Origin of the sequence: Devosia sp. MC1541 (genome assembly GCF_012847305.1) — a bacterium.
Classification (GTDB): Bacteria; Pseudomonadota; Alphaproteobacteria; order Rhizobiales; family Devosiaceae; genus Devosia.
Genome location: NZ_JABBDZ010000019.1, coordinates 13,042 through 30,944, shown reverse-complemented (window position 1 = coordinate 30,944; position 17,903 = coordinate 13,042). Strand labels below are relative to the sequence as shown.

The 17,903-nt window shown below is 58.6% G+C and carries 17 protein-coding genes; 4 read left to right on the top strand and 13 right to left on the bottom strand.

The window, feature by feature from the left end; translation table 11 throughout:
• Positions 1–65 precede the first annotated feature (65 nt).
• Positions 66–1,034 (top strand): MBL fold metallo-hydrolase, encoded by a 969-nt coding sequence (locus HKD40_RS15830; RefSeq protein ID WP_169196755.1) that lies wholly within the window; start codon positions 66–68, stop codon positions 1,032–1,034.
• Here the strand turns inward: HKD40_RS15830 and HKD40_RS15825 are convergent.
• The 3 genes from HKD40_RS15825 to HKD40_RS15815 form a co-directional block, all read right to left on the bottom strand.
• A complete protein-coding gene (locus HKD40_RS15825; protein WP_169196754.1) occupies positions 1,031–1,996 on the bottom strand; it encodes a D-2-hydroxyacid dehydrogenase family protein in 966 nt (321 codons plus the stop codon). The two genes, HKD40_RS15830 and HKD40_RS15825, sit on opposite strands and share 4 nt — an antisense overlap.
• Before the next feature lie 8 nt (positions 1,997–2,004).
• Positions 2,005–3,222, bottom strand: coding sequence for a CoA transferase (locus tag HKD40_RS15820; protein ID WP_169196753.1), 1,218 nt, complete (start codon positions 3,220–3,222; stop codon positions 2,005–2,007).
• 125 nt (positions 3,223–3,347) lie between these two features.
• Positions 3,348–4,313: a LysR family transcriptional regulator gene (locus tag HKD40_RS15815; RefSeq protein WP_169196752.1), complete on the bottom strand. Its 966-nt coding sequence runs from the start codon at positions 4,311–4,313 to the stop codon at positions 3,348–3,350.
• A gap of 276 nt (positions 4,314–4,589) precedes the next feature.
• Between HKD40_RS15815 and HKD40_RS15810 the strand changes: the two genes are divergently transcribed.
• Positions 4,590–6,674, top strand: coding sequence for a 3-hydroxyacyl-CoA dehydrogenase NAD-binding domain-containing protein (locus HKD40_RS15810; protein ID WP_210257135.1), 2,085 nt, complete (start codon positions 4,590–4,592; stop codon positions 6,672–6,674).
• Positions 6,675–6,741: 67 nt separating this feature from the next.
• Here the strand turns inward: HKD40_RS15810 and HKD40_RS15805 are convergent, their stop codons facing one another.
• From HKD40_RS15805 to HKD40_RS15760, 10 genes are all read right to left on the bottom strand, one after another.
• Positions 6,742–7,494 carry a carboxymuconolactone decarboxylase family protein gene (locus HKD40_RS15805; RefSeq protein WP_169196751.1) on the bottom strand — a complete coding sequence of 251 codons (753 nt, stop codon included), beginning with the start codon at positions 7,492–7,494 and terminating at the stop codon, positions 6,742–6,744.
• Between the two features lie 86 nt (positions 7,495–7,580).
• Entirely contained in the window at positions 7,581–9,110 is a 1,530-nt protein-coding gene (locus HKD40_RS15800; protein WP_169196750.1) for a tripartite tricarboxylate transporter permease, read from the bottom strand.
• A gap of 18 nt (positions 9,111–9,128) precedes the next feature.
• Positions 9,129–9,584, bottom strand: coding sequence for a tripartite tricarboxylate transporter TctB family protein (locus tag HKD40_RS15795; protein ID WP_169196749.1), 456 nt, complete (start codon positions 9,582–9,584; stop codon positions 9,129–9,131).
• A 178-nt stretch (positions 9,585–9,762) separates the two neighbouring features.
• Complete coding sequence (locus HKD40_RS15790; RefSeq protein WP_169196748.1) at positions 9,763–10,959, bottom strand: multidrug effflux MFS transporter; 1,197 nt, start codon at positions 10,957–10,959, stop codon at positions 9,763–9,765.
• A 28-nt stretch (positions 10,960–10,987) separates the two neighbouring features.
• Positions 10,988–11,434: a MaoC/PaaZ C-terminal domain-containing protein gene (locus tag HKD40_RS15785; protein WP_248306557.1), complete on the bottom strand. Its 447-nt coding sequence runs from the start codon at positions 11,432–11,434 to the stop codon at positions 10,988–10,990.
• Between the two features lie 12 nt (positions 11,435–11,446).
• Entirely contained in the window at positions 11,447–11,890 is a 444-nt protein-coding gene (locus HKD40_RS15780; RefSeq protein ID WP_169196747.1) for a hypothetical protein, read from the bottom strand.
• A 22-nt stretch (positions 11,891–11,912) separates the two neighbouring features.
• The gene (locus tag HKD40_RS15775; protein ID WP_169196746.1) at positions 11,913–12,875 is read right to left on the bottom strand and encodes an SDR family NAD(P)-dependent oxidoreductase; all 963 of its coding nucleotides are present in this window, start codon (positions 12,873–12,875) and stop codon (positions 11,913–11,915) included.
• Positions 12,872–13,552: a hypothetical protein gene (locus tag HKD40_RS15770; RefSeq protein WP_169196745.1), complete on the bottom strand. Its 681-nt coding sequence runs from the start codon at positions 13,550–13,552 to the stop codon at positions 12,872–12,874. The genes HKD40_RS15775 and HKD40_RS15770 overlap by 4 nt, the downstream gene beginning before the upstream one ends.
• A gap of 55 nt (positions 13,553–13,607) precedes the next feature.
• Positions 13,608–14,576 carry a tripartite tricarboxylate transporter substrate binding protein gene (locus tag HKD40_RS15765; RefSeq protein ID WP_169196744.1) on the bottom strand — a complete coding sequence of 323 codons (969 nt, stop codon included), beginning with the start codon at positions 14,574–14,576 and terminating at the stop codon, positions 13,608–13,610.
• 173 nt (positions 14,577–14,749) lie between these two features.
• Positions 14,750–15,712, bottom strand: coding sequence for a tripartite tricarboxylate transporter substrate-binding protein (locus HKD40_RS15760; protein WP_169196743.1), 963 nt, complete (start codon positions 15,710–15,712; stop codon positions 14,750–14,752).
• A gap of 186 nt (positions 15,713–15,898) precedes the next feature.
• Between HKD40_RS15760 and HKD40_RS15755 the strand changes: the two genes are divergently transcribed.
• Positions 15,899–16,387: a tripartite tricarboxylate transporter TctB family protein gene (locus HKD40_RS15755; protein WP_169196742.1), complete on the top strand. Its 489-nt coding sequence runs from the start codon at positions 15,899–15,901 to the stop codon at positions 16,385–16,387.
• Positions 16,387–17,886 carry a tripartite tricarboxylate transporter permease gene (locus HKD40_RS15750; protein ID WP_169196741.1) on the top strand — a complete coding sequence of 500 codons (1,500 nt, stop codon included), beginning with the start codon at positions 16,387–16,389 and terminating at the stop codon, positions 17,884–17,886. Before HKD40_RS15755 ends, HKD40_RS15750 begins: the two co-directional genes overlap by 1 nt.
• Positions 17,887–17,903: the final 17 nt, after the last annotated feature.

Below are 17,903 nucleotides of genomic sequence, written 5' to 3'. Positions count from 1 at the left end.
CATCAATTGCGCCAACGATCCAACGCGCTATCCTGACACCATCCCCTGAGCATTCCGGACCAGCCGTGACCAATATCGAAACTCTGCGCCCCGGCGTCACCCGGCTTGAATGCCCCATGCCGCGCTTTGCCTCGGTCAACGCTTGGCTCATCGGCGACAAGAGTGATCAGTTTATCCTCGATACCGGCATGCCGGGCGAACCAACGCGGCAAGTGTGGGTGCAAGCGGCAGAGCTTGGCCACATCGGCAATGTCACCGAAATCGTCTGCACCCATATGCACCGCGATCACACCGGCCAAGCATCCCCGCTTATGTCTCAATATGGCGCTGCGCTGAATATGAGCGCTCTCGAGCATCAGCACATCACTTGGGCCAGTAGCACCTCGCTCGAGCGCCGCAACGCTTCCGCACAAAACTTCCTCCATATGATGGGAATGGACGAGCCAACGCGGATAAAATCGAAACCAATCGATTATGCGATGCTTTCCCCCTTCCCCCAGAATTTCAACGTGCTTACGGACCGCCAAACGCTTGAGCTTGCGGGCCGAAGCTGGTCGGTGATCATAGGTGGCGGGCATTCAAGCGCGGGGGTCTCGCTGCTCGCAGAGGACAATTTGATCTTTCTCAGCGGCGATCAAATGCTGGCTGGTGCCGGCCCGCATATCACCGTCTGGAGCGAAACGCCCGACGCTGATCCTCTTGGCGCCTATTTCGATTATCTCGACCGTCTCATGCCCGTTCCTGAGAGCTGCCTTGTGCTGCCCGGACACGGCTCAGCCTTCACCGGGCTGGCGCAACAGGCTCAAAAACTCCGCATGGCGCATGAGCGGCGGTTGCAGGCATTGCTGGAACACCTCAGCCAAGCGGCGACTATTCAGACCATGTCGGAGACGATCTTTTCGCCACGCGCCGCGTCGCGCTTCTCAGACCTCGTGCCCGGCATGACCCTAAGCCTTGCCAATTATCTCTGGCATCGCGGCAAGCTCACGCGCCGCTTTAGCGATGATGGCGTGATGCTGTTTGAGCGCGCTTAATTGAGCACGCGGATTGGCGTGCCAGCCAAAAAGGCCAAAATGTCTTCCAACGCTTGGCTAAAGAACGCCGCATAGGTGACGTCGGTCACATAGCCCAAATGCGGGGTCGCCAAGACGCGCTCGAAAGCAAAGAGTGGATTGTCGGCCTGTGTGGGCTCCGTCGCAAAAACGTCCAGCGCAACCCCGGCAATACCATCGCGCTTCAGCACGGCGATCAGCGCCGCCTCATCAATGAGACCGGCGCGTGATGTGTTGACGAGATAAGCGCTTGGCTTCATCAGCCCGAGCAGCTTGGCATCAACCAGCCCCCGGCTCTCCGGCGTCAAAGTCGCGTGGAGGGAGATCACGTCGCCGGATTGAAACAGCGCTTCAAGCGAGCTTGCGCGCTCAACGCCCGCAGCAGCAGCCCGCTCGTCATCAAGCCGTGGCGACCATGCGGCAACGCGCATGCCAAAAGCCGTACCGACCTTTGCCACCGCCGAGCCGACACGCCCTAAGCCAACCAGCCCAAGCGTACGCCCCGATAGCGCAAAGCCGAGAGAACTCTGCCAAGCCCCTGCCCTTATGCCATTGGCTTCAGGCACGATGGAGCGCGCCATGGCCAGTATTAGCGCCCAGGTCAATTCAGCCGTTGGCGCACCATCGCTGCCTGTACCTGAAACAACAATGTTGCGGCTTTTTGCGGCCAACATGTCGATGGCGGCATTACCCATGCCCGTGGTGACAAGCAATTTCAGTTTTGGCAAAGCCGCGAGAGTGGCCGCGTCGAACCGCGTGCGCTCACGATTGGCAACGACGATATCTGCGTTCTGGAGGCGCTCAATCAGCGCCTCCGGCTCGCCAATAAACCTCTTCTCGAACTCAACATCAACTGCATGCTCAAGCTGGGACCAATCCGCCGCGCCTTTCGCAGCCGATTGATAGTCATCGAGAACAACGCACCCGAGTCGAGCAGAAGTCATTTAAGCACCTATTGAGCTGCTGTGATTTTACCGAAAGCGCCAGACGCGCGGAAGGCATCAATCTGCTCTTGGCTGTAGCCATACTCCTGCAGCACTTCATCGATGTGCCCACCCAATGCCGGTGGCGGGGTGACTTCGGACATATCAACGTCAGAGAAGGAGAACGGGGAAGCAACCGAGCCGATGAGATGCTGACCGACCGGCAGTTCCAGGCGCCCACCAACTGCCGCCAACTGCGGGTGATCCGCCGCTTCACCAATGGTGTTGACCTTGGTCGCAACAACCTTGGCTTCCGCGAGAATGTCGAGCAGCTGCGCGCAGGTCTTGGTGCGCGTAATGGCCGACACTGCCTCGACCAGTTGCACGCGGTTGGAGCGACGATCAAACACGCCAGCAAATTCTGGCCCGCCCAGTTCATCCGGACCGAGCGCCGCCACAAGGCGCTGCCACATGTCATTGGTCGAGGCGATGATCACCACTTCCCCGTCGCTTGCCGGGAAGGCCTGGTTCGGCACCGAGAGGTGGTTCGCCGTACCCATAGGCTTATGCATGGCGCCATCCATCCAATACTCAGTGTAGAAATAGCTCATCAGGTGAGCCGAGCTGAGCAGGAGCGAGGATTCAACGCGCTGACCGAGGCCGGTGGTCACGCGATGGAACAGCGCACCGAGAATGCCCGAAACGATCGCTAGCGAACCGTGGAGGTCAACAATCGCCGAACCGCAGCGTACAGGCGAACGATCTTCCTCACCGGTAATGCTAATCAAGCCACTATGCGCCTGCAGCGCCAGATCGTTGGCACCAGCCTTCGCCAGCGGGCCGGTCGTGCCGAAGGCAGAGAACTCAGCAAAGATCAGGCGCGGGTTGATCGCCTTGAGGTCTTCGTAACCGAGGCCCAAACGCTCCATCACGCCCGGACGGTAGTTGTGCACGACAACATCGCAATCCTTAGCGAGCTTAAGCGCGATCTCCTTGCCTGCCTCTGTGCGCAGATCGATTTCCAGGCTGCGCTTATTGCGGTTAAGCGCCAGGAACGACGGGCTGACGCCACCGAACTTTTCGAGACGTTCCTTGGTCACGCCATAATAGCGCGCTTCGTCACCGCCGGGTGGCTCGATCTTGAGAATATCAGCACCCATGTCCCCTAGGACCTGAGTGGCTGCGGGCCCTGCAAATACACGCGAGAAATCTAGAACCCGAATACCGTCAAGAACATTGCCAGCCACGACGCACTCCCAAAAATCCGGGCGCGACACACTACGCCCACCTTAGTTTGGGATAGAGCTAGCATTGATAAATCCAGCAGATAATGAGCGAAAGCTGACTAGTTTCGTTGCAAAAACTGTAAAGCCTAGACGCTCACCGATTGGAAATGCTTGGCCAAAAAGTCGATAAATACGCGGGCCTTAACCGGCAGATGCTTGGTCGGCGAGTAGACCGCGTAAACAGCGTTCTCAAACGAGGTGAAGCTGATCCGGTAGTCCGGCAGAACGCGCACCAATTCGCCCGAAGCCAGCTCATGGGCAACCGCCCAATCCGGCATCAGCGACAAGCCCAACCCCTGCAACATAGCGATATGCAAAGCCGGGCCGTTATTGGTTCTAAAGCTGCCTTTGACCGGAATTTCCGTCAACGTGCCGTCTTCCGCCAGAAACCGCCAATTCACCCCACCAAGGTTGATCTTATAGGTCAGGCAATTGTGCTCGAGCAGGTCTTGCGGCGTGTTGATCGGCGGACGCCCCTCCAAATACGCTGGGCTGGCACAGAGTATGCGCTCGCTATTCACCAGCTTACGGGCGATCAGCGATGAATCCGCCAGCGTCCCAATGCGAATATCGACGTCGATATTGTTCTCAATAATGTCGACGTCCTCATTCGAGAGGGTCAGGTCGACGCTGATCTCGGGATACTGCTCCAGAAATGCGGGCAGCGCGGGCGCGATATATTGCAGCCCGACCAGCAAACGCGAATGCACATGCAACACGCCTTGCGGACGCACATGCTCCTGCGTCACCTCAATCTGGGTGTCACGCACATCGTTGAGAATGCGCTCCGCGCGCTGGTAAAACACCGTCCCCATATCGCTCAGCGATAGCTTGCGACTGGTGCGGTTTAACAGCCGAACCCCGAGCCGGTCTTCCAGCGCATTGATATAGCGCGACACCGATGCCGGTGAGAGACCAAACCGCCGACCTGCGGCCGAGAAATTTCCGCACTGAACCACGGTGACGAATAGCTCCATGTCACGCAGGCTAGGCAGGTCTTCAATTCGACGGCGCTCAACAGCTGCCGTCGGCGCAGATGGCCGGATGGTCATAGCAATATAGTCTCCCCGCGCTCTGCAGCTCCTCTGGGTATAGGGACAATACCGAACTGGCTGAGCGCTAATGCGACATAATCGCCCACTTTCGTTTGTATTATCAATAGTTTTGCAAAAATCGGAGTGGTTTTCCCCTAGCTGGCATACCAGAGCCATCCTCTCGGCAAACGCACGAACCTTCGGCCTAAGGCAAAAGAACTTCGCAGATTATGCAAATTTGCGCGGCATCTAAACGCGCTAAAGCTGATGCAAGCAAGTGCATCAGCCGGAACCATGATGACCGAAATCCAGATCCCCGCCAGTGCTGTGGCCATGTCCAGCGCCGTAAAACTCAACCGCCAAGACGATGTTGCTGTCATCTACATCGACAACCCGCCTGTAAACGCCAGCTCGGTCGCTGTGCGTCAGGGCCTGATGGCAGCACTGAACGACATCGCCAGCACGCCATCGGTCACAAGTGTCATTATCATTGGCGGCGGCAAGAGCTTTATCGCAGGCTCGGACATCAAGGAATTCGGCAAGGCTCTGCCCCCACCAGAACTGCCAGAAGTTCTCACAGCCATCGAGCAGTGCCACGCCCCCGTCATCGCCGCCATCCATGGCTCGGCGCTGGGCGGCGGCTATGAGCTCGCACTGGCTTGTGACTGGCGTATTGCTGTTCCAAGTGGCGTCGTCGGCCTGCCCGAGGTGAGCCTCGGCATGATCCCCGGCGCCGGAGGCACCCAGCGCCTGCCGCGTCTGGTTGGCATTCCACATGGCATTGAGATCGTCACCTCCTCGCGCCGCGTTGCAGCCGCTGAAGCCGCACGTCTCGGCATGATCGACGCCGTCGCCGAAACCGATCTCCTTGCGGACGCGATTGCCTTCGTGGCCGGCAAGTCCAAGCGCCTCAGCGCTCAGCTCACCCCGCCAACGGCAAGCGCAGAGGACATCGAAGCCGCCGCCCAAACTGCTCTCGCCAAGGGCAAGGGTCGTGAATGCGTCAGTGAAGCCGTTCGCGCTGTCCGCCTCGTTAAAACCACACCAGTCGCTGAGGCCCTGAAGCTCGAACGCGAGATCTTCCAGCGTCTGCGCACCGGCGAAGAAGCGTCAGCGCTTCGTTACAACTTCTTTGGCGAACGCGCCGCAGCCAAACCTCCAGCCGATCCAGATGCCACTCCGATCTCGGTCAAAACCACAGGCGTTGTCGGCGCAGGCACCATGGGCGCAGGCATTGCCAGTGTGCTCCTAACCGCTGGCCTCAACGTCATCCTCGTTGACAGCAATGAGGCCGTTATCGCCCGCGCCAAGGACACCATTGCCAAGACGCTTTCGGAGGTCGAAAAGCTGGGCAAGCTCGGTAAGGCAACCGCTGCTGATCGCCTCGCCTTGCTTCAAACCGCAGACGACGTATCGGCGCTCAGCGACGTCGATTTGGTCATCGAGGCTGTCTTTGAAGACATAGCCGTTAAGACCGAGGTTCTGGGTAAGCTCGGAGCCGTCATGCGCGCTGACGCGGTTCTCGCGACCAACACTTCCTATCTCGATATCGACGTTCTTGCGGCGGCCTCTGGCCGCCCAGAGCTGTTCATCGGCCTCCACTTCTTCGCGCCCGTGCCGCGCATGAAGCTGCTTGAGGTGGTTCAGTGCGCCACCACTTCTGCGAGCACTCTGGCGACGGGCTTTGCCCTAGCCAAAACCATTTCTAAGCTCCCCGTGCTGGCCAAGCCTTGCGAAGGCTTTATCGGCAATCGCATCTACGCCAAGTATCGCGCGCAGTGCGAATACGCGCTCGATGACGGCGCTCTACCCCAAGACGTCGACGCAGCCGCAACCAAGCTCGGGTTTGCCATGGGCCTCTTTGCCGTATCCGACATCTCTGGCCTCGATATCGCTTGGCGTCTGCGCCAGAGCAAAGCGGCAACGCGCGATTCGCGCACCCGCTACGTTTCTCTGCCGGACGCCGTGTGTGAACTCGGTCGTCTCGGTCGCAAGACCAATGCGGGCTGGTATGACTATGACGAAAAAGGCAAGGCACAGCCATCGCCGGTCGTCACCGATCTGGTCATGCAGAACGCGGCCCAGCGCGGCACTGCAACCCCCGATGGGACGGCCATCGGCCAAGCCATCCTCGGCGCCATCATCAATGAGGCCGCGCTCATCGTGGCCGAAGGCATCGCGCGCACGGCCTCCGATATCGACGTCGTTCTGACCAATGGCTATGGCTTTGCCAAGAACAAGGGCGGCCCGCTCTTCCAGGCGGCGCGCATGTCCCCTGCCGAGGTTGAATCGCTGGTCGATAAGGCCCAGGCTAATGCAGGCTGTGGTTTTGTGCGCGGCGATACTGCCGCCCTCCTCGCCCCGCTGCGTCAGGCCTAAAAGCAAAGGCCCCGGCAAAACCGGGGCCTCCATCACAATGCGATTGCCGGGGCACGCCCCGTCTTTTTTATGCGCGCCGGGCGGCCAGCGCATCCATCAGCGGGGGAATGGTGGTGGTGCAGGTGTGGATGGCAATCGCCGCCGTCAGCTGCAGCACGTCAGCAATCTCCTCCGGCGTTGCGCCATGCTTAAGCGCCAAGCCGATGTGACGCTCCAGCCCCTTCGGTTCCGGACAGACTGGCGAAGCGCAAATGGCAATGCGCACGAATTCCTTTACCTTGCGCGACAGCGGCCCCTCAGCATAGGGGATCTCCGCATAGCGCAGATAAGCGTCCATAAAGTCCGGCGCATAGACAAACAGCGCGTCGCCTCCTTCGGGCCAATAGCCGGTCAGCGCGATAAAACTTGTCTTGCGGTTTTCCTGCTCTTCGCTCAGCGCTGGCGTTTGCGCATATCCAGCGAGGCTTAGCTGGCGCACCAGAGCGCCCATGCCCGCTTCCATAGTCATATGCGAGGAGAGCGTCGTCAGCTGTATGACTTCCAACACCTCAGCTTCAGTTGCCCCCTTATCGAGCGCCATCTCAATATGCCGTGCCGCGCCAGTGCCATAGAGATGGCTCACAGCCCCGTCGGCGGCGATGTAGATAAACTCACAAACCTTCGGCTCGATACGCCCAGCCGCCGCTGGCGCATTCTGAAACTGCAAATAAGCCGAAAGATAGTTCGGCGCGCCTTCCAGGAGGCCATCGTGGAATTTGTGCCAATAGCCGCGCAGGCGAATGACGTCGTCTTTGAGTTGTTGGCGAGCGGTCGTATCCATGCTCTTCCCCATCATGGTGCAAACAAAAAGGGTGGGCACGTCGCACAATCGCCAACATGCCCACCCCAGAATTTAGTGGTGTCCGATCAGTCCTTAGCGTCGACGGCCACGTCGTTAGAAGCCGTGCGAATGCCCTTGCGCAGCATCGGCAGACCGGCGGTCGCCACCAGCACCACAACGCTCAACACTACAAAGCTGGCCGACACTGGCGTCGAGACGAAGATGTCGAACGAGCCGCGCGAGAGCAGCAGAGCTCGACGCATGTTTTCTTCGATCATCGGCCCAAGGATGAAGCCCAAGAGCAGGGGAGCAGCCGGATAGCGGCCCAAGATCATGAACACGCCGACGATGCCGAAACCGATCACGAGGAAAATGTCGAAGACATTGTTACGGATCGAAAACACGCCCACGCAGATGAAGAACAGCATGGCCACATAAAGCGCGTCGTAGGGGATCTTGAGGATACGCACGAACACGCCAATGAACGGCAGGTTGAGGATCAGCAGCATAACGTTACCGATCCAGAAGCTGGCGATCAGGCCCCAGAACAATTCTGGATGCTGATTGACCAAGCCAGGACCCGGCGAAATGCCGTGGATCATCAGCGCTCCGAGCATAACCGCCATAATAGCGTCGCCAGGAATGCCAAGGCTCAGGGTCGGAATGAAGGCCGACTGCACCGCAGCATTGTTGGCCGCTTCCGGCGCGGAAATACCAGCCATAGCGCCCTTACCAAAGATCTGCGGCGTCTTAGAAACGCGCTTTTCGGTGGCGTAGCTGATGAACGAAGCGATGGTCGCGCCCGTCCCCGGCAGAATGCCCAAGACCGTGCCAATCAGCGTGCCACGCACAGTCGGCATGGTGCTTTCTTTGACGTCCTTCTTGGTTGGGATCAGCGAGCGTAGCGTCACGGAATGAACCTTGAACGGGCTACCGTCACTACGCATCAGATTGACGAGAATCTCCGCCACACCAAACAGGCCCATCGCGATTGCGACGATGCTCAAACCGTCCGACAGCTCATTGCGGCCAAACTGGAAGCGCTGGACGCCGGTGTTCATGTCCATGCCCACGGTGCCAAGGACCACTCCTGCGATCACCATCGCGAGGCCCTTAAGCATCGAACCACCCGATAACGTCGAAGCGGCGATCAGGCCGAACACCATGATGGAGGTGTATTCGGGCGCGCCAAATGCGAGCGCCACATCTGCCAGCATTGGGCCCATGAACATCAGGACGAGAATTGCGAAAGTGCCGCCTACGAAAGACGACAGGGTCGTGACTGCCAGCGCCACACCCGCACGCCCATCACGCGCCAGCGGATAACCGTCGAGACAAGTAATGGCATTGGTGGCAGTGCCCGGGATGTTCAGCAAGATCGAGGCGATGGAACCGCCGTATTGCGCCCCATAGAACACACCAGCGAGCATGATGATCGCCGTGGTTGGTTCCATGTAAAAGGTCAGTGGCAGCAGCATCGAAATTGTCGAAAGCGCACCAATGCCCGGCAACAGGCCAACGATTGTACCCAACGCCACGCCGACAAAGCAGAACACCAAATTGTTCCACTCAAACGCCGTCGCAAAACCCATTTGGATGGCTGAAAAATAATCCATTGTCCGATGTCTCTCAGGCTACCAAGGGAAAGCGCGCAGCGGCATGCCAAGGCCGAAAATGAACAGCGCAACGCCGACGATCGGCAGCAGCACCACGGTGATGGCTATGCGCACTAGGTTTGGCTTGGGGTAAGCGAAGGCCGCGAGCAAGGCCATGGCGACAGTGGCAATAACCAGCCCCGCCGGCTTGAGCAGCAGCGCCCACGCCAACAAGCCTGCGAAGATGAAAAAGGCCGGACGCAAATTCATCAGCGCCCCTTCCTTTTCCTGGCCAGCATCAGGCGTTTTCCACGCGATCAACGCGCCGAAACCGGCCAATACCGTGCCTGTGACAACCGGGAAAAAACCCGGCCCCATCTTACTCACAGTGCCGAACGGGTAGGCCTGCGCTTGCGCAACCGCCAGCAATCCGATGATGAGAAGAACCAGCCCCCCGATCCTTTCAGACCAAGGTGACACTGTTTGTGCGCTCATAGAGCACCTCCCATATTCGATGTGCCGCGAGCGACACATGTCCTCCTTAAAGACTTTCGCGTTGCACCATGTTCAGAAAGCAGTTGGAACAGCCGTTTCACTCACATGATCTATACAAAAACTGCAAAGCCATCAGACACTAAGACAAACCGCTAGTCTTCTGAATACAAACGACTTTTTATGCTACCTTGTGATTATTCACCCTTGACCAAGCCAGCGCGAAGCCTGCGCCGGCAACAATACTCAAACCAATCAACACGCCCATTGCTGTTGACGGCGTCGAAAATACCGACGCCAAAAGGCCAATCGAGAACCCAATCCCGATCTGCATGAAGCCATGAAGGGCCGACGCCGCCCCGGCGCGGTCGGGATGGGAGGCGAATGCTGCGGTCATTACGGCCGGCGCAGCGTGGGCATAACCAAAGGCATAAAACGCCACCGGCAACATCACCGACCAAAAGCTCGGCTCGGCGATCAGCGTCCCATAAAGCAAGGCCACCGCTGCCATAAGGACCATGCCAGCGCCCCAGGGCACGAGCTTTTCGGCTGGTATCGAGCGCATCAAAAACCGCGTCCACATCGAGGCCAACATGTAGACGCCCGACTGCAGGAACATCCCTGCCCCGAATATCTGCGGAGAAACACCTACCTGCGTGATCAGCAAAAACGGCAAGATGCTCGCCTGCCCATAGATCGCGCCAGCGCACCCCGCGGTGCATAAGGCCGGCCACATAAAATCCCGGCTACGCAGCAGGATCAGCATCGAGCGCGTCATCGCCAGCGGGCGAATGCGGGAGAGATCAACGGCCACCGCTTCCGGAATGAAAATCAGCACCAGCGCCAGAGTGAGCACCCCATGCGCAACCATGGTGGCAAAGGGCAATTGGTGATCGCCGAACAACAGCATCACGCTGCCAAAAGCGGGCGCAAAGGCAGGCCCCGAGGCGATAATAATCGCCATCATATTGAGAATGCGTGAGGAGGCTTGCCCGGAAAACAGATCTCGCACCAGCGCCCGCGAGATCACCAATCCCGCCGCCGCTCCTGTGCCCTGCACAGCGCGCGCCACAATCAGCGCTTCAATGCTCGGTGCAAACAGGCAGCCGACAGCGCCAATCACATAGAGCGTGAAAAAGCCCAAGGCGACATTGCGCCGACCAAGCCCATCGGCCAGCAGCCCACAGACCAACTGCCCCAAGGCAAGGCCGATATAGAAAACGGAAATCGTGAGTTTGCCGGCCGCATCACTCGTGCCGAAGTCGGCAACGATAGTGGGCAATGCGGGGGTATAGATAGCAACTGAGAGCGGGCCGAGCGCGACCATAATCCCGCCGACCAGCCCCAGTTGCTTTTCTGAAATGCTTACGCGGGACATCCCTGCCCCGCGTGAAAGCGCGTGAACATTACGCGGTCACGACCATGGCCGCACCAACGGTCAGCTTCTTGGCCTTCTCGTCTTCGCACCAGACGTCGAGATGGTAGACGGTCTTGCCTTCTTCGTTGACGACAACGGTCGAGACCTTCGCGCAGGCGATGACGGTCATGTTTTCGTAGATGGGAGCGATGTACTTGGTCGAGAGACGGCTGCGGCAAGCGAACTGCGGGCCGAAGACGTCGATCAGCAAGCCCTGGATCCAATTTGTCGAGATCATGCCATCAGCGATAATGCCGGGCAGACCCTGCTTGATCGCATATTCGTCGTCATCATGGATGGTTGGTGGCTGGGTGTGCACGCGGCCATCGTCAGCGCCAATAGTCGGCTGACCATCCACATACCAACGCATACGCTCACGGGTCATCGCGCGTGGACGCGTACGGAATTCGGTGCCAGCTTCGAGAGAAAGGGTCACTGTAGTTTCTCCTTACGCAGACGCTTCGGATTTTTGGGCGTAGGCCAGGATCACCTGGTCGCGATATCGAACCAGCAGTTCACCTGTTTCGACATTGGTCAGTTCCATCTCGAGCAGCACATATTCTCGGCCCTTCTTGAGATAGCGGTCCTTGATACGGCCGATCACACTAAGCTTGTCGCCAACGCGCGCAGGCGCGAAGACATCGGCGTCATATTCGTAATGAATGCGTGCAGTTGGACCTGTGCCTTCTGGGCAAGCCGCATTGTAAAGGCGCAGCTTATCGAGGTGGATGAGCGTTGGTGGCATGATCAGCCCATCAGCGCCCTGGAAGCACTCATGGTGCATTTCCACGATGTGCGAATATTCGCGAATTACGAATGAGCTCAGCGTATACTCGACGGGACCGAGCACATCGCCCACGTCCAAGTCGGTAACATATCTACCGGTAGCCATAAGAGACTCTCGCTTGTGGTTATTAATGACGGGAAGTGGCGCCCTGTGCAGGCGCCCATGAGAAGACATCAGTGATGACTTCAAGTTTGGTCTGGTACGCGGCCCACGCCTGAGCGAGGTTCTCCTCGAACCACTCTTGGCTCCACCCCGCAGTGCTGCGCACATCGCGCACCGGTCGGGGCTGGCTATAGAGATAAAGCTCATTGCCGCGCGCGCCGACGATCTGCCCATTGAGTTGACGCGCAGCGTCACTGGCAACAAACGCAACCACTGGCGCCATGTTTTCCGGCATCGAGGCAAGACGAGCCAGACGCAGCTTTTCGGCGGCTTCTGGGGTCAATAAATGCTTGCGGGCATTGTCGGTCAGCTCGGTCATGCGGCTGGTGCTCGACGGCGCGATGCAATTGGAGCGAATGCCCAAATGCCCAAGATCGCGCGCGATCGTAGTGGAGAGACCAACAATGCCCAACTTTGCCGCGGCGTAGTTGACCTGCTGCGTGCTGCCAACCAGGCCACTGGCCGAGGTCATGTGAACGAAAGAACCACTGCCCTGCGCCACAAACTGCTTAGCCGCCGCGTGGCTGAGATAGACCGCGCCCAGAAGATTGGTGGCGTAAACCGCTTCCCAAGCCGCCAGCGTCATCTCTTTAAACGGCGACATACGGATGATGCCAGCGTTGTTGATAATAATGTCGAGCTGACCGAATTCATCCATGGCCTGTTCAACGATTGCAGGCCCTGTTTCGCGCGCCGTGACGCTCATTGTGTTGGCGACCGCAACGCCGCCCTTAGCGCGGATGGCGTCGACGACAATGTCAGCCGCCTTCGTGCCTGCTTGATCGCCAGCAAGGCTGACGCCGAGATCATTGACGATGACCCGCGCACCCAGTCCTGCCATATGCTCACACACGGCGCGCCCAATGCCGCCGCCACCGCCGGTGACCACAACAACCTTACCTTCGAGTGTCGAGTGCGAAACGCTCATAGCTTTGCTCCTTGAGCAAGCCGCGGCAGATCATCTGCCCATTCCGAAATTTGTTGGGTGAGGCTCTCTTCGCTCCATGGCCCATCGCTATGTGCAACGCGAACCGGCCGGGGCTGATTAAATAGCTGCACGCGGTTAGCGGTGATGGAAACTATCTGCCCGGAGACGGCTTTTCCGTTCTCGCTCAGGAGATGCAGAACAAGCTGCACAAACGCCTCAACATCAGCCTGATCTGGACTTGTCGCCACCACATTGGAGCGCACCGAACCGCGCATATCCAGAGCTGTTCCACGGGAAAGCCCGGCACTCGCCAGGGCACTTACGCCAGCCACACCGCCGTAGATCAGCGCCTGCCGATCGACAACGTGAATGATCAGGCCACCATTGCCTGCGCTCATAGCCTTAGAGGCGAGCTGCGAAAGGGTGAACCGTGTAGTGATTTCGATAGCTTGAGTAGAATTCCAAATATCTAAGTTTAGCGCATCAAAACGCGCTTGCTCATAGACCTGCGGCAGTGTCACCACTGCGTCCGGCACCCAGTTTTCGGGCAAGGCCAAAGCCTCGACGCCTTCTGCCGCGATAAAAACATCCGCACCAGCAGCCGCAAACAGGCCAGCAACCATCGACCACGGACCCGACTGGGCCGCACTAATAGCAATTCGCAATTTCGGGGACATGATACTCTGCCGGGGAGCGGCGAGGGCCGAAGCCCTCGCCAGGGAGGAGACTGTATTAGTCGATGGTCAGGCCGGTCGCAGCCAGTGCCTGCCAACCCGCGATGTCGGAGCCAAGGGTAACGTCAGCTTCATATGGGTTCGAGCCGGTCGGGGTCATGCCGACAGCGACCAGACGTTCTGTAATGGTTTGGTCCTCAACTGCCTTGGCGATACCCGCGCTGAGCTTTTCAACGATCGCGTCTGGCGTTGCCTTCGGAACGAAAGCACCAACCCAAATTGTCACGGTGGAGTCAGGAAAACCAGCTTCGGCCATAGTAGGAACATCTGGCAGCTCCATCCAACGCTCAGGCGAAGTAACGGCGAGCGCCTTCAGCTTACCTTCCTTGATCAGCGAAGTTGCGGTGAGCGTGTCGAACACGACCTGCACTTCATTGGCCATCAGGCCAACCTGCGATGGACCGCCGCCTGCGTATGGAATGTGAACCATCTCAATGCCGGTCGCCTCTTGGAAACGTTCACCGATGAGGTGACCAGAACCACCAACGCCGGCAGAGCCCATGTTCAGCGCACCTGGATTGGCCTTTGCGTAATCAACCAGCTCAGCAACAGTGTTGGCGGGCAGAGATGGGTGAGCAACCAGAACAAACGGACCACCGGCAACGATCGACACTGCGCGCAGGTCTTCGGTCGTGTCGTACGGCAGGTTCTTATTGAAGGCCGCATGGATGCCTATCGCCGATGTGTGGAACAGCACAGTTTGGCCATCAGCGTCAGACTTCGCGACAAATTCGGTACCGATTACGCCTGATGCGCCAGGCTTGTTCTCAACCACAAATGGCTGACCAAACTGCTCGCTCAGAGACTGACCGACTAAACGCGCAGCCGCGTCTGACGAACCACCCGGGTTATAGGGGACAACCAAAGTGACCGGACGTTCAGGATAAGCGGCAGCATCCTGCGCAAGAGCACTGCTGGAGAACAGAGCTGCAGCGGCGACCACAGCCGCAGAAAGACGGAAAGACATAATTCCTCCTCAGGATTTTTTATTATTTCCCTGAACCTATTGGCATTCAGGAAAGCCTCAACGCACAAAAACCGGCAAACATCTTCATGGAATTTGCAAAGTCGGACCTAAATTGGCGGTTCGATGGAAAATTTGAGCCTCCGGCTTGTGCACACCGGAGGCCCAGGCTGCGCTTATTGCACAGGGATACCAGCCTTCTCGATCACCTCGCCCCACTTGGCGCGATCATTGGTGATCTTAGCGTCGAGCTCATCTGGGGTCATCCGCACCAGCGTAATGCCGAGATCGTTGAGGCGTTTTTCTAGCTCAGGCGAATTGACTGCCTCATTGTGCGCTTCACGCAGACGCGCGACGACGTCTTGTGGGGTAGCCGCTGGGGCAACAAAGTAGTTCACAGCAGTGGCTGAGAAGCCTTCGACCACGTCTGCAATAGGGGCGATTTCAGGAACCAGCGGATCACTTGCAAGGCTCGAAACGCCCAATGCGCGCAGTTCCCCGGTGCGAACATAAGCCAGCATCGAGGTCATTGAGTCGATCGACCAGTCCACACGGCCTGCAATTACGTCAGGCAGGGATTCACCCGTCCCTTTATAGGGGATGTGCTCAACTTCAACGTCGGTCATCAGCTTAAACAGCTCGGACGCCATATGCGCGCTCGAACCAACGCCGGGGCTGGCGTAGGTCATATCGCCCGGAGCATCCTTAGCGGCTGCGACCAAGTCCTCAATGCTCTGGAACGGCGAGTCCGCCGGAACTACCAGTAGGTTCGGCGAGTCAAAGATCGTGCCCAGAACCTCGAAGGCCGTGTCTGGATCATATGGCAGGTTCGACTGCAGTAGCGGGCCAGTAATCTGGGTCGATGGCGTTGCCATCAGAAGGGTGTATCCGTCTGGCGTCGCTGTGGCGCCAGCAGCTGCGCCAACCGAACCACCAGCACCCGCGATGTTCTCAACGACAACGTTTTGCCCCAGAGCCTTGGCCAATTCTGGCGCATAAATACGGGCAACCGTGTCCGAACCGCCGCCAGCTGCAAACGGTACAATCAGCTTGATCGGACGATCTGGAAACTGGGCAAATGCCGCTGTCGGGAGCGCAAAAACGGCAGCCAAGCTGAGAGCTGTTAGGGTCTTCAACATTAAGGGATGTCCTCCTCTCGGGTCTTTTCGCCCGGACGTGATTAGGACTAACCCATGTTTTCGACACTCAAGTTTTCATAATCTGCAAAGCATCTACGCAGACCTGGTGATTGCTCTGCCAAGACTGCAAGTCGGACAAGTGTTCCCAAAAACGGCGCCGTCTATTCCGCGCCGAAGGAGGACACTTTGCGCGACGTTAACCGCGAGCTTGTGACAGCCATGCTGTTCATAGGCACGGGGCTCGCCTTTGGAGGCTGGGCCCTTTTCAACTACGACATGGGCACTATGCGCCGCATCGGTCCTGGTGCCTTCCCGCTTGGTCTGGGAACCATACTCGCGGTCATCGGCGCCGTGCTGCTCCTGCCCGCCATTAAGCAATTGCGCACCGCCCAACCCGCACCCGCGTACACTTCGGACGACGCATCCGACGAACCCAGCTCGCTCCGTGCTGGTCTTTTTGTGCTGCTGAGCCTTGTGGCCTTTGCGCTCGTCCTGCCGCTCTTCGGCACCATCCCCGCGCTCTTTGCTCTGACCTACACCGCGGTGTTGGCCGAACCGGGCCGCGACTGGAAACTCACGCCAGCGATCATCGCCGCAGTCCTCTCCGCTTTTGTCTGGCTGCTGTTCAAACAGGCGCTGAGCCTCCCCCTTATCATGCTGAAGTGGCCCCTCTAATGGACCTCATTTCCAACATCAGCTTGGGTCTGGCGACAGCCCTCACCACCACCAACCTGCTTTATTGCACTCTTGGTGTCGTCATCGGCATGATCGTCGGCGTCATCCCCGGCGTCGGCACCATGGCATCCATGGCCATGCTTTTCCCGCTCTCGTTCTACATGGCGCCAGAAACCGCCCTCATCATGCTCGCGGGCATTTGGTACGGCACCGGCTACGGCGGGCGAACTGCCTCAATCCTGCTCAACATTCCCGGCACCCCGGCCAACGCCGTTACCTGCCTCGACGGCTATCCGATGGCCCGCCAAGGCCGCGCTGGCGTCGCGCTTCTCCTCACGACCTTGGCATCCTTTGTCGGCGGCACAGTCGGCATTGTCCTCTTGATGGGCTTTACTCCCATCATCGCCAAATGGGCTCTCGCTTTTGGTCCCGCAGAGTATTTCACCCTCATGGCACTGGGCCTGATCGCCGCCTCCGCTATTTCGGATGGCTCAGCCCTAAAAGGCCTGGCGATGGTTATCGTGGGCATGATCTTTGGCACCGTTGGCGCCGACGTCTATACAGGCACCCCGCTCTATACCTTCGACATGCTTGAGCTATACGAGGGCATTGGGCTCGTCCCCCTCGCCATGGGCCTTTTCGGCATCGCCGAGGTCATCTCCAGCATTGGCAAAATCAAAGCGGGCGACATCGACCGCAAATCTGCCAGCTTTAAGGCCATGAAGCCGACCCGAGACGACCTGCGTCGCTCTTGGTTCCCCATGCTGCGCGGCTCTTCAGTCGGCGCCTTCTTCGGAACCCTCCCCGGCACCGGCCCGTCGGTTGCCTCCTTCCTCTCCTACGCGCTCGAAAAGCGCGTTTCCAAAACGCCTGTGCGTTTCGGCAAGGGTGCTGTGGAAGGCATTATGGCGCCAGAATCCGCCGACAACTCCGCCGAGATGACCTCCTTCATCCCGACACTCGCCCTCGGCGTCCCCGGCAGCGCCTCCATGGCGCTCATGCTCGGCGTATTGATGATCCACGGCATCCAGCCCGGCCCCGGCCTGATCAATGATCAGCCGCAGGTCTTCTGGGGCCTCATCATGAGCTTCTGGATCGGCAACGTCATCCTCGTCTTCCTCAACATCCCGCTCATTGGGGTTTGGGTACGGATGCTGATGATCCCCTACCACCTGCTCTACCCATCAATTCTCGTCTTCGTCGCCATCGGCACCTACACCGTCAGCAACTCGATCTTCGACATTGGCATCGTGCTGTTCTTCGGCGCGCTTGGTTGGCTGTTGCGCGTGCTGCACCTCCCCGCCGCGCCGCTGCTGCTCGGTTTCGTGCTTGGTCCCTTGATGGAAGAACACTTCCGTCGCGCCATGCTCTTCTCCAAGGGCAGCTTCACCACCTTCCTCGACAGCGGCATCACGAAGGTCGTGGTCATCCTCTGCGCCATCCTTTTGTTTTGGAGCATTGCCTCCGCATTCCGCTCCCAACGCAGCAAACAGTCCTGATCGCAAAGCGAGATATA

Excerpts from the sequence above, each read along its gene's own strand:
- HKD40_RS15780 (WP_169196747.1), bottom strand. The coding sequence starts at position 11,890 with ATGGCTACCGGTAGATATGTTACCGACTTGGACGTGGGCGATGTGCTC.
- HKD40_RS15810 (WP_210257135.1), top strand. The coding sequence starts at position 4,590 with ATGATGACCGAAATCCAGATCCCCGCCAGTGCTGTGGCCATGTCCAGC.
- HKD40_RS15765 (WP_169196744.1), bottom strand. The coding sequence starts at position 14,576 with ATGTCTTTCCGTCTTTCTGCGGCTGTGGTCGCCGCTGCAGCTCTGTTC.
- HKD40_RS15760 (WP_169196743.1), bottom strand. The coding sequence starts at position 15,712 with ATGTTGAAGACCCTAACAGCTCTCAGCTTGGCTGCCGTTTTTGCGCTC.
- HKD40_RS15815 (WP_169196752.1), bottom strand. The coding sequence starts at position 4,313 with ATGACCATCCGGCCATCTGCGCCGACGGCAGCTGTTGAGCGCCGTCGA.
- HKD40_RS15795 (WP_169196749.1), bottom strand. The coding sequence starts at position 9,584 with ATGAGCGCACAAACAGTGTCACCTTGGTCTGAAAGGATCGGGGGGCTG.
- HKD40_RS15825 (WP_169196754.1), bottom strand. The coding sequence starts at position 1,996 with ATGACTTCTGCTCGACTCGGGTGCGTTGTTCTCGATGACTATCAATCG.
- HKD40_RS15770 (WP_169196745.1), bottom strand. The coding sequence starts at position 13,552 with ATGTCCCCGAAATTGCGAATTGCTATTAGTGCGGCCCAGTCGGGTCCG.
- HKD40_RS15750 (WP_169196741.1), top strand. The coding sequence starts at position 16,387 with ATGGACCTCATTTCCAACATCAGCTTGGGTCTGGCGACAGCCCTCACC.
- HKD40_RS15790 (WP_169196748.1), bottom strand. The coding sequence starts at position 10,959 with ATGTCCCGCGTAAGCATTTCAGAAAAGCAACTGGGGCTGGTCGGCGGG.
- HKD40_RS15800 (WP_169196750.1), bottom strand. The coding sequence starts at position 9,110 with ATGGATTATTTTTCAGCCATCCAAATGGGTTTTGCGACGGCGTTTGAG.
- HKD40_RS15775 (WP_169196746.1), bottom strand. The coding sequence starts at position 12,875 with ATGAGCGTTTCGCACTCGACACTCGAAGGTAAGGTTGTTGTGGTCACC.
- HKD40_RS15805 (WP_169196751.1), bottom strand. The coding sequence starts at position 7,494 with ATGGATACGACCGCTCGCCAACAACTCAAAGACGACGTCATTCGCCTG.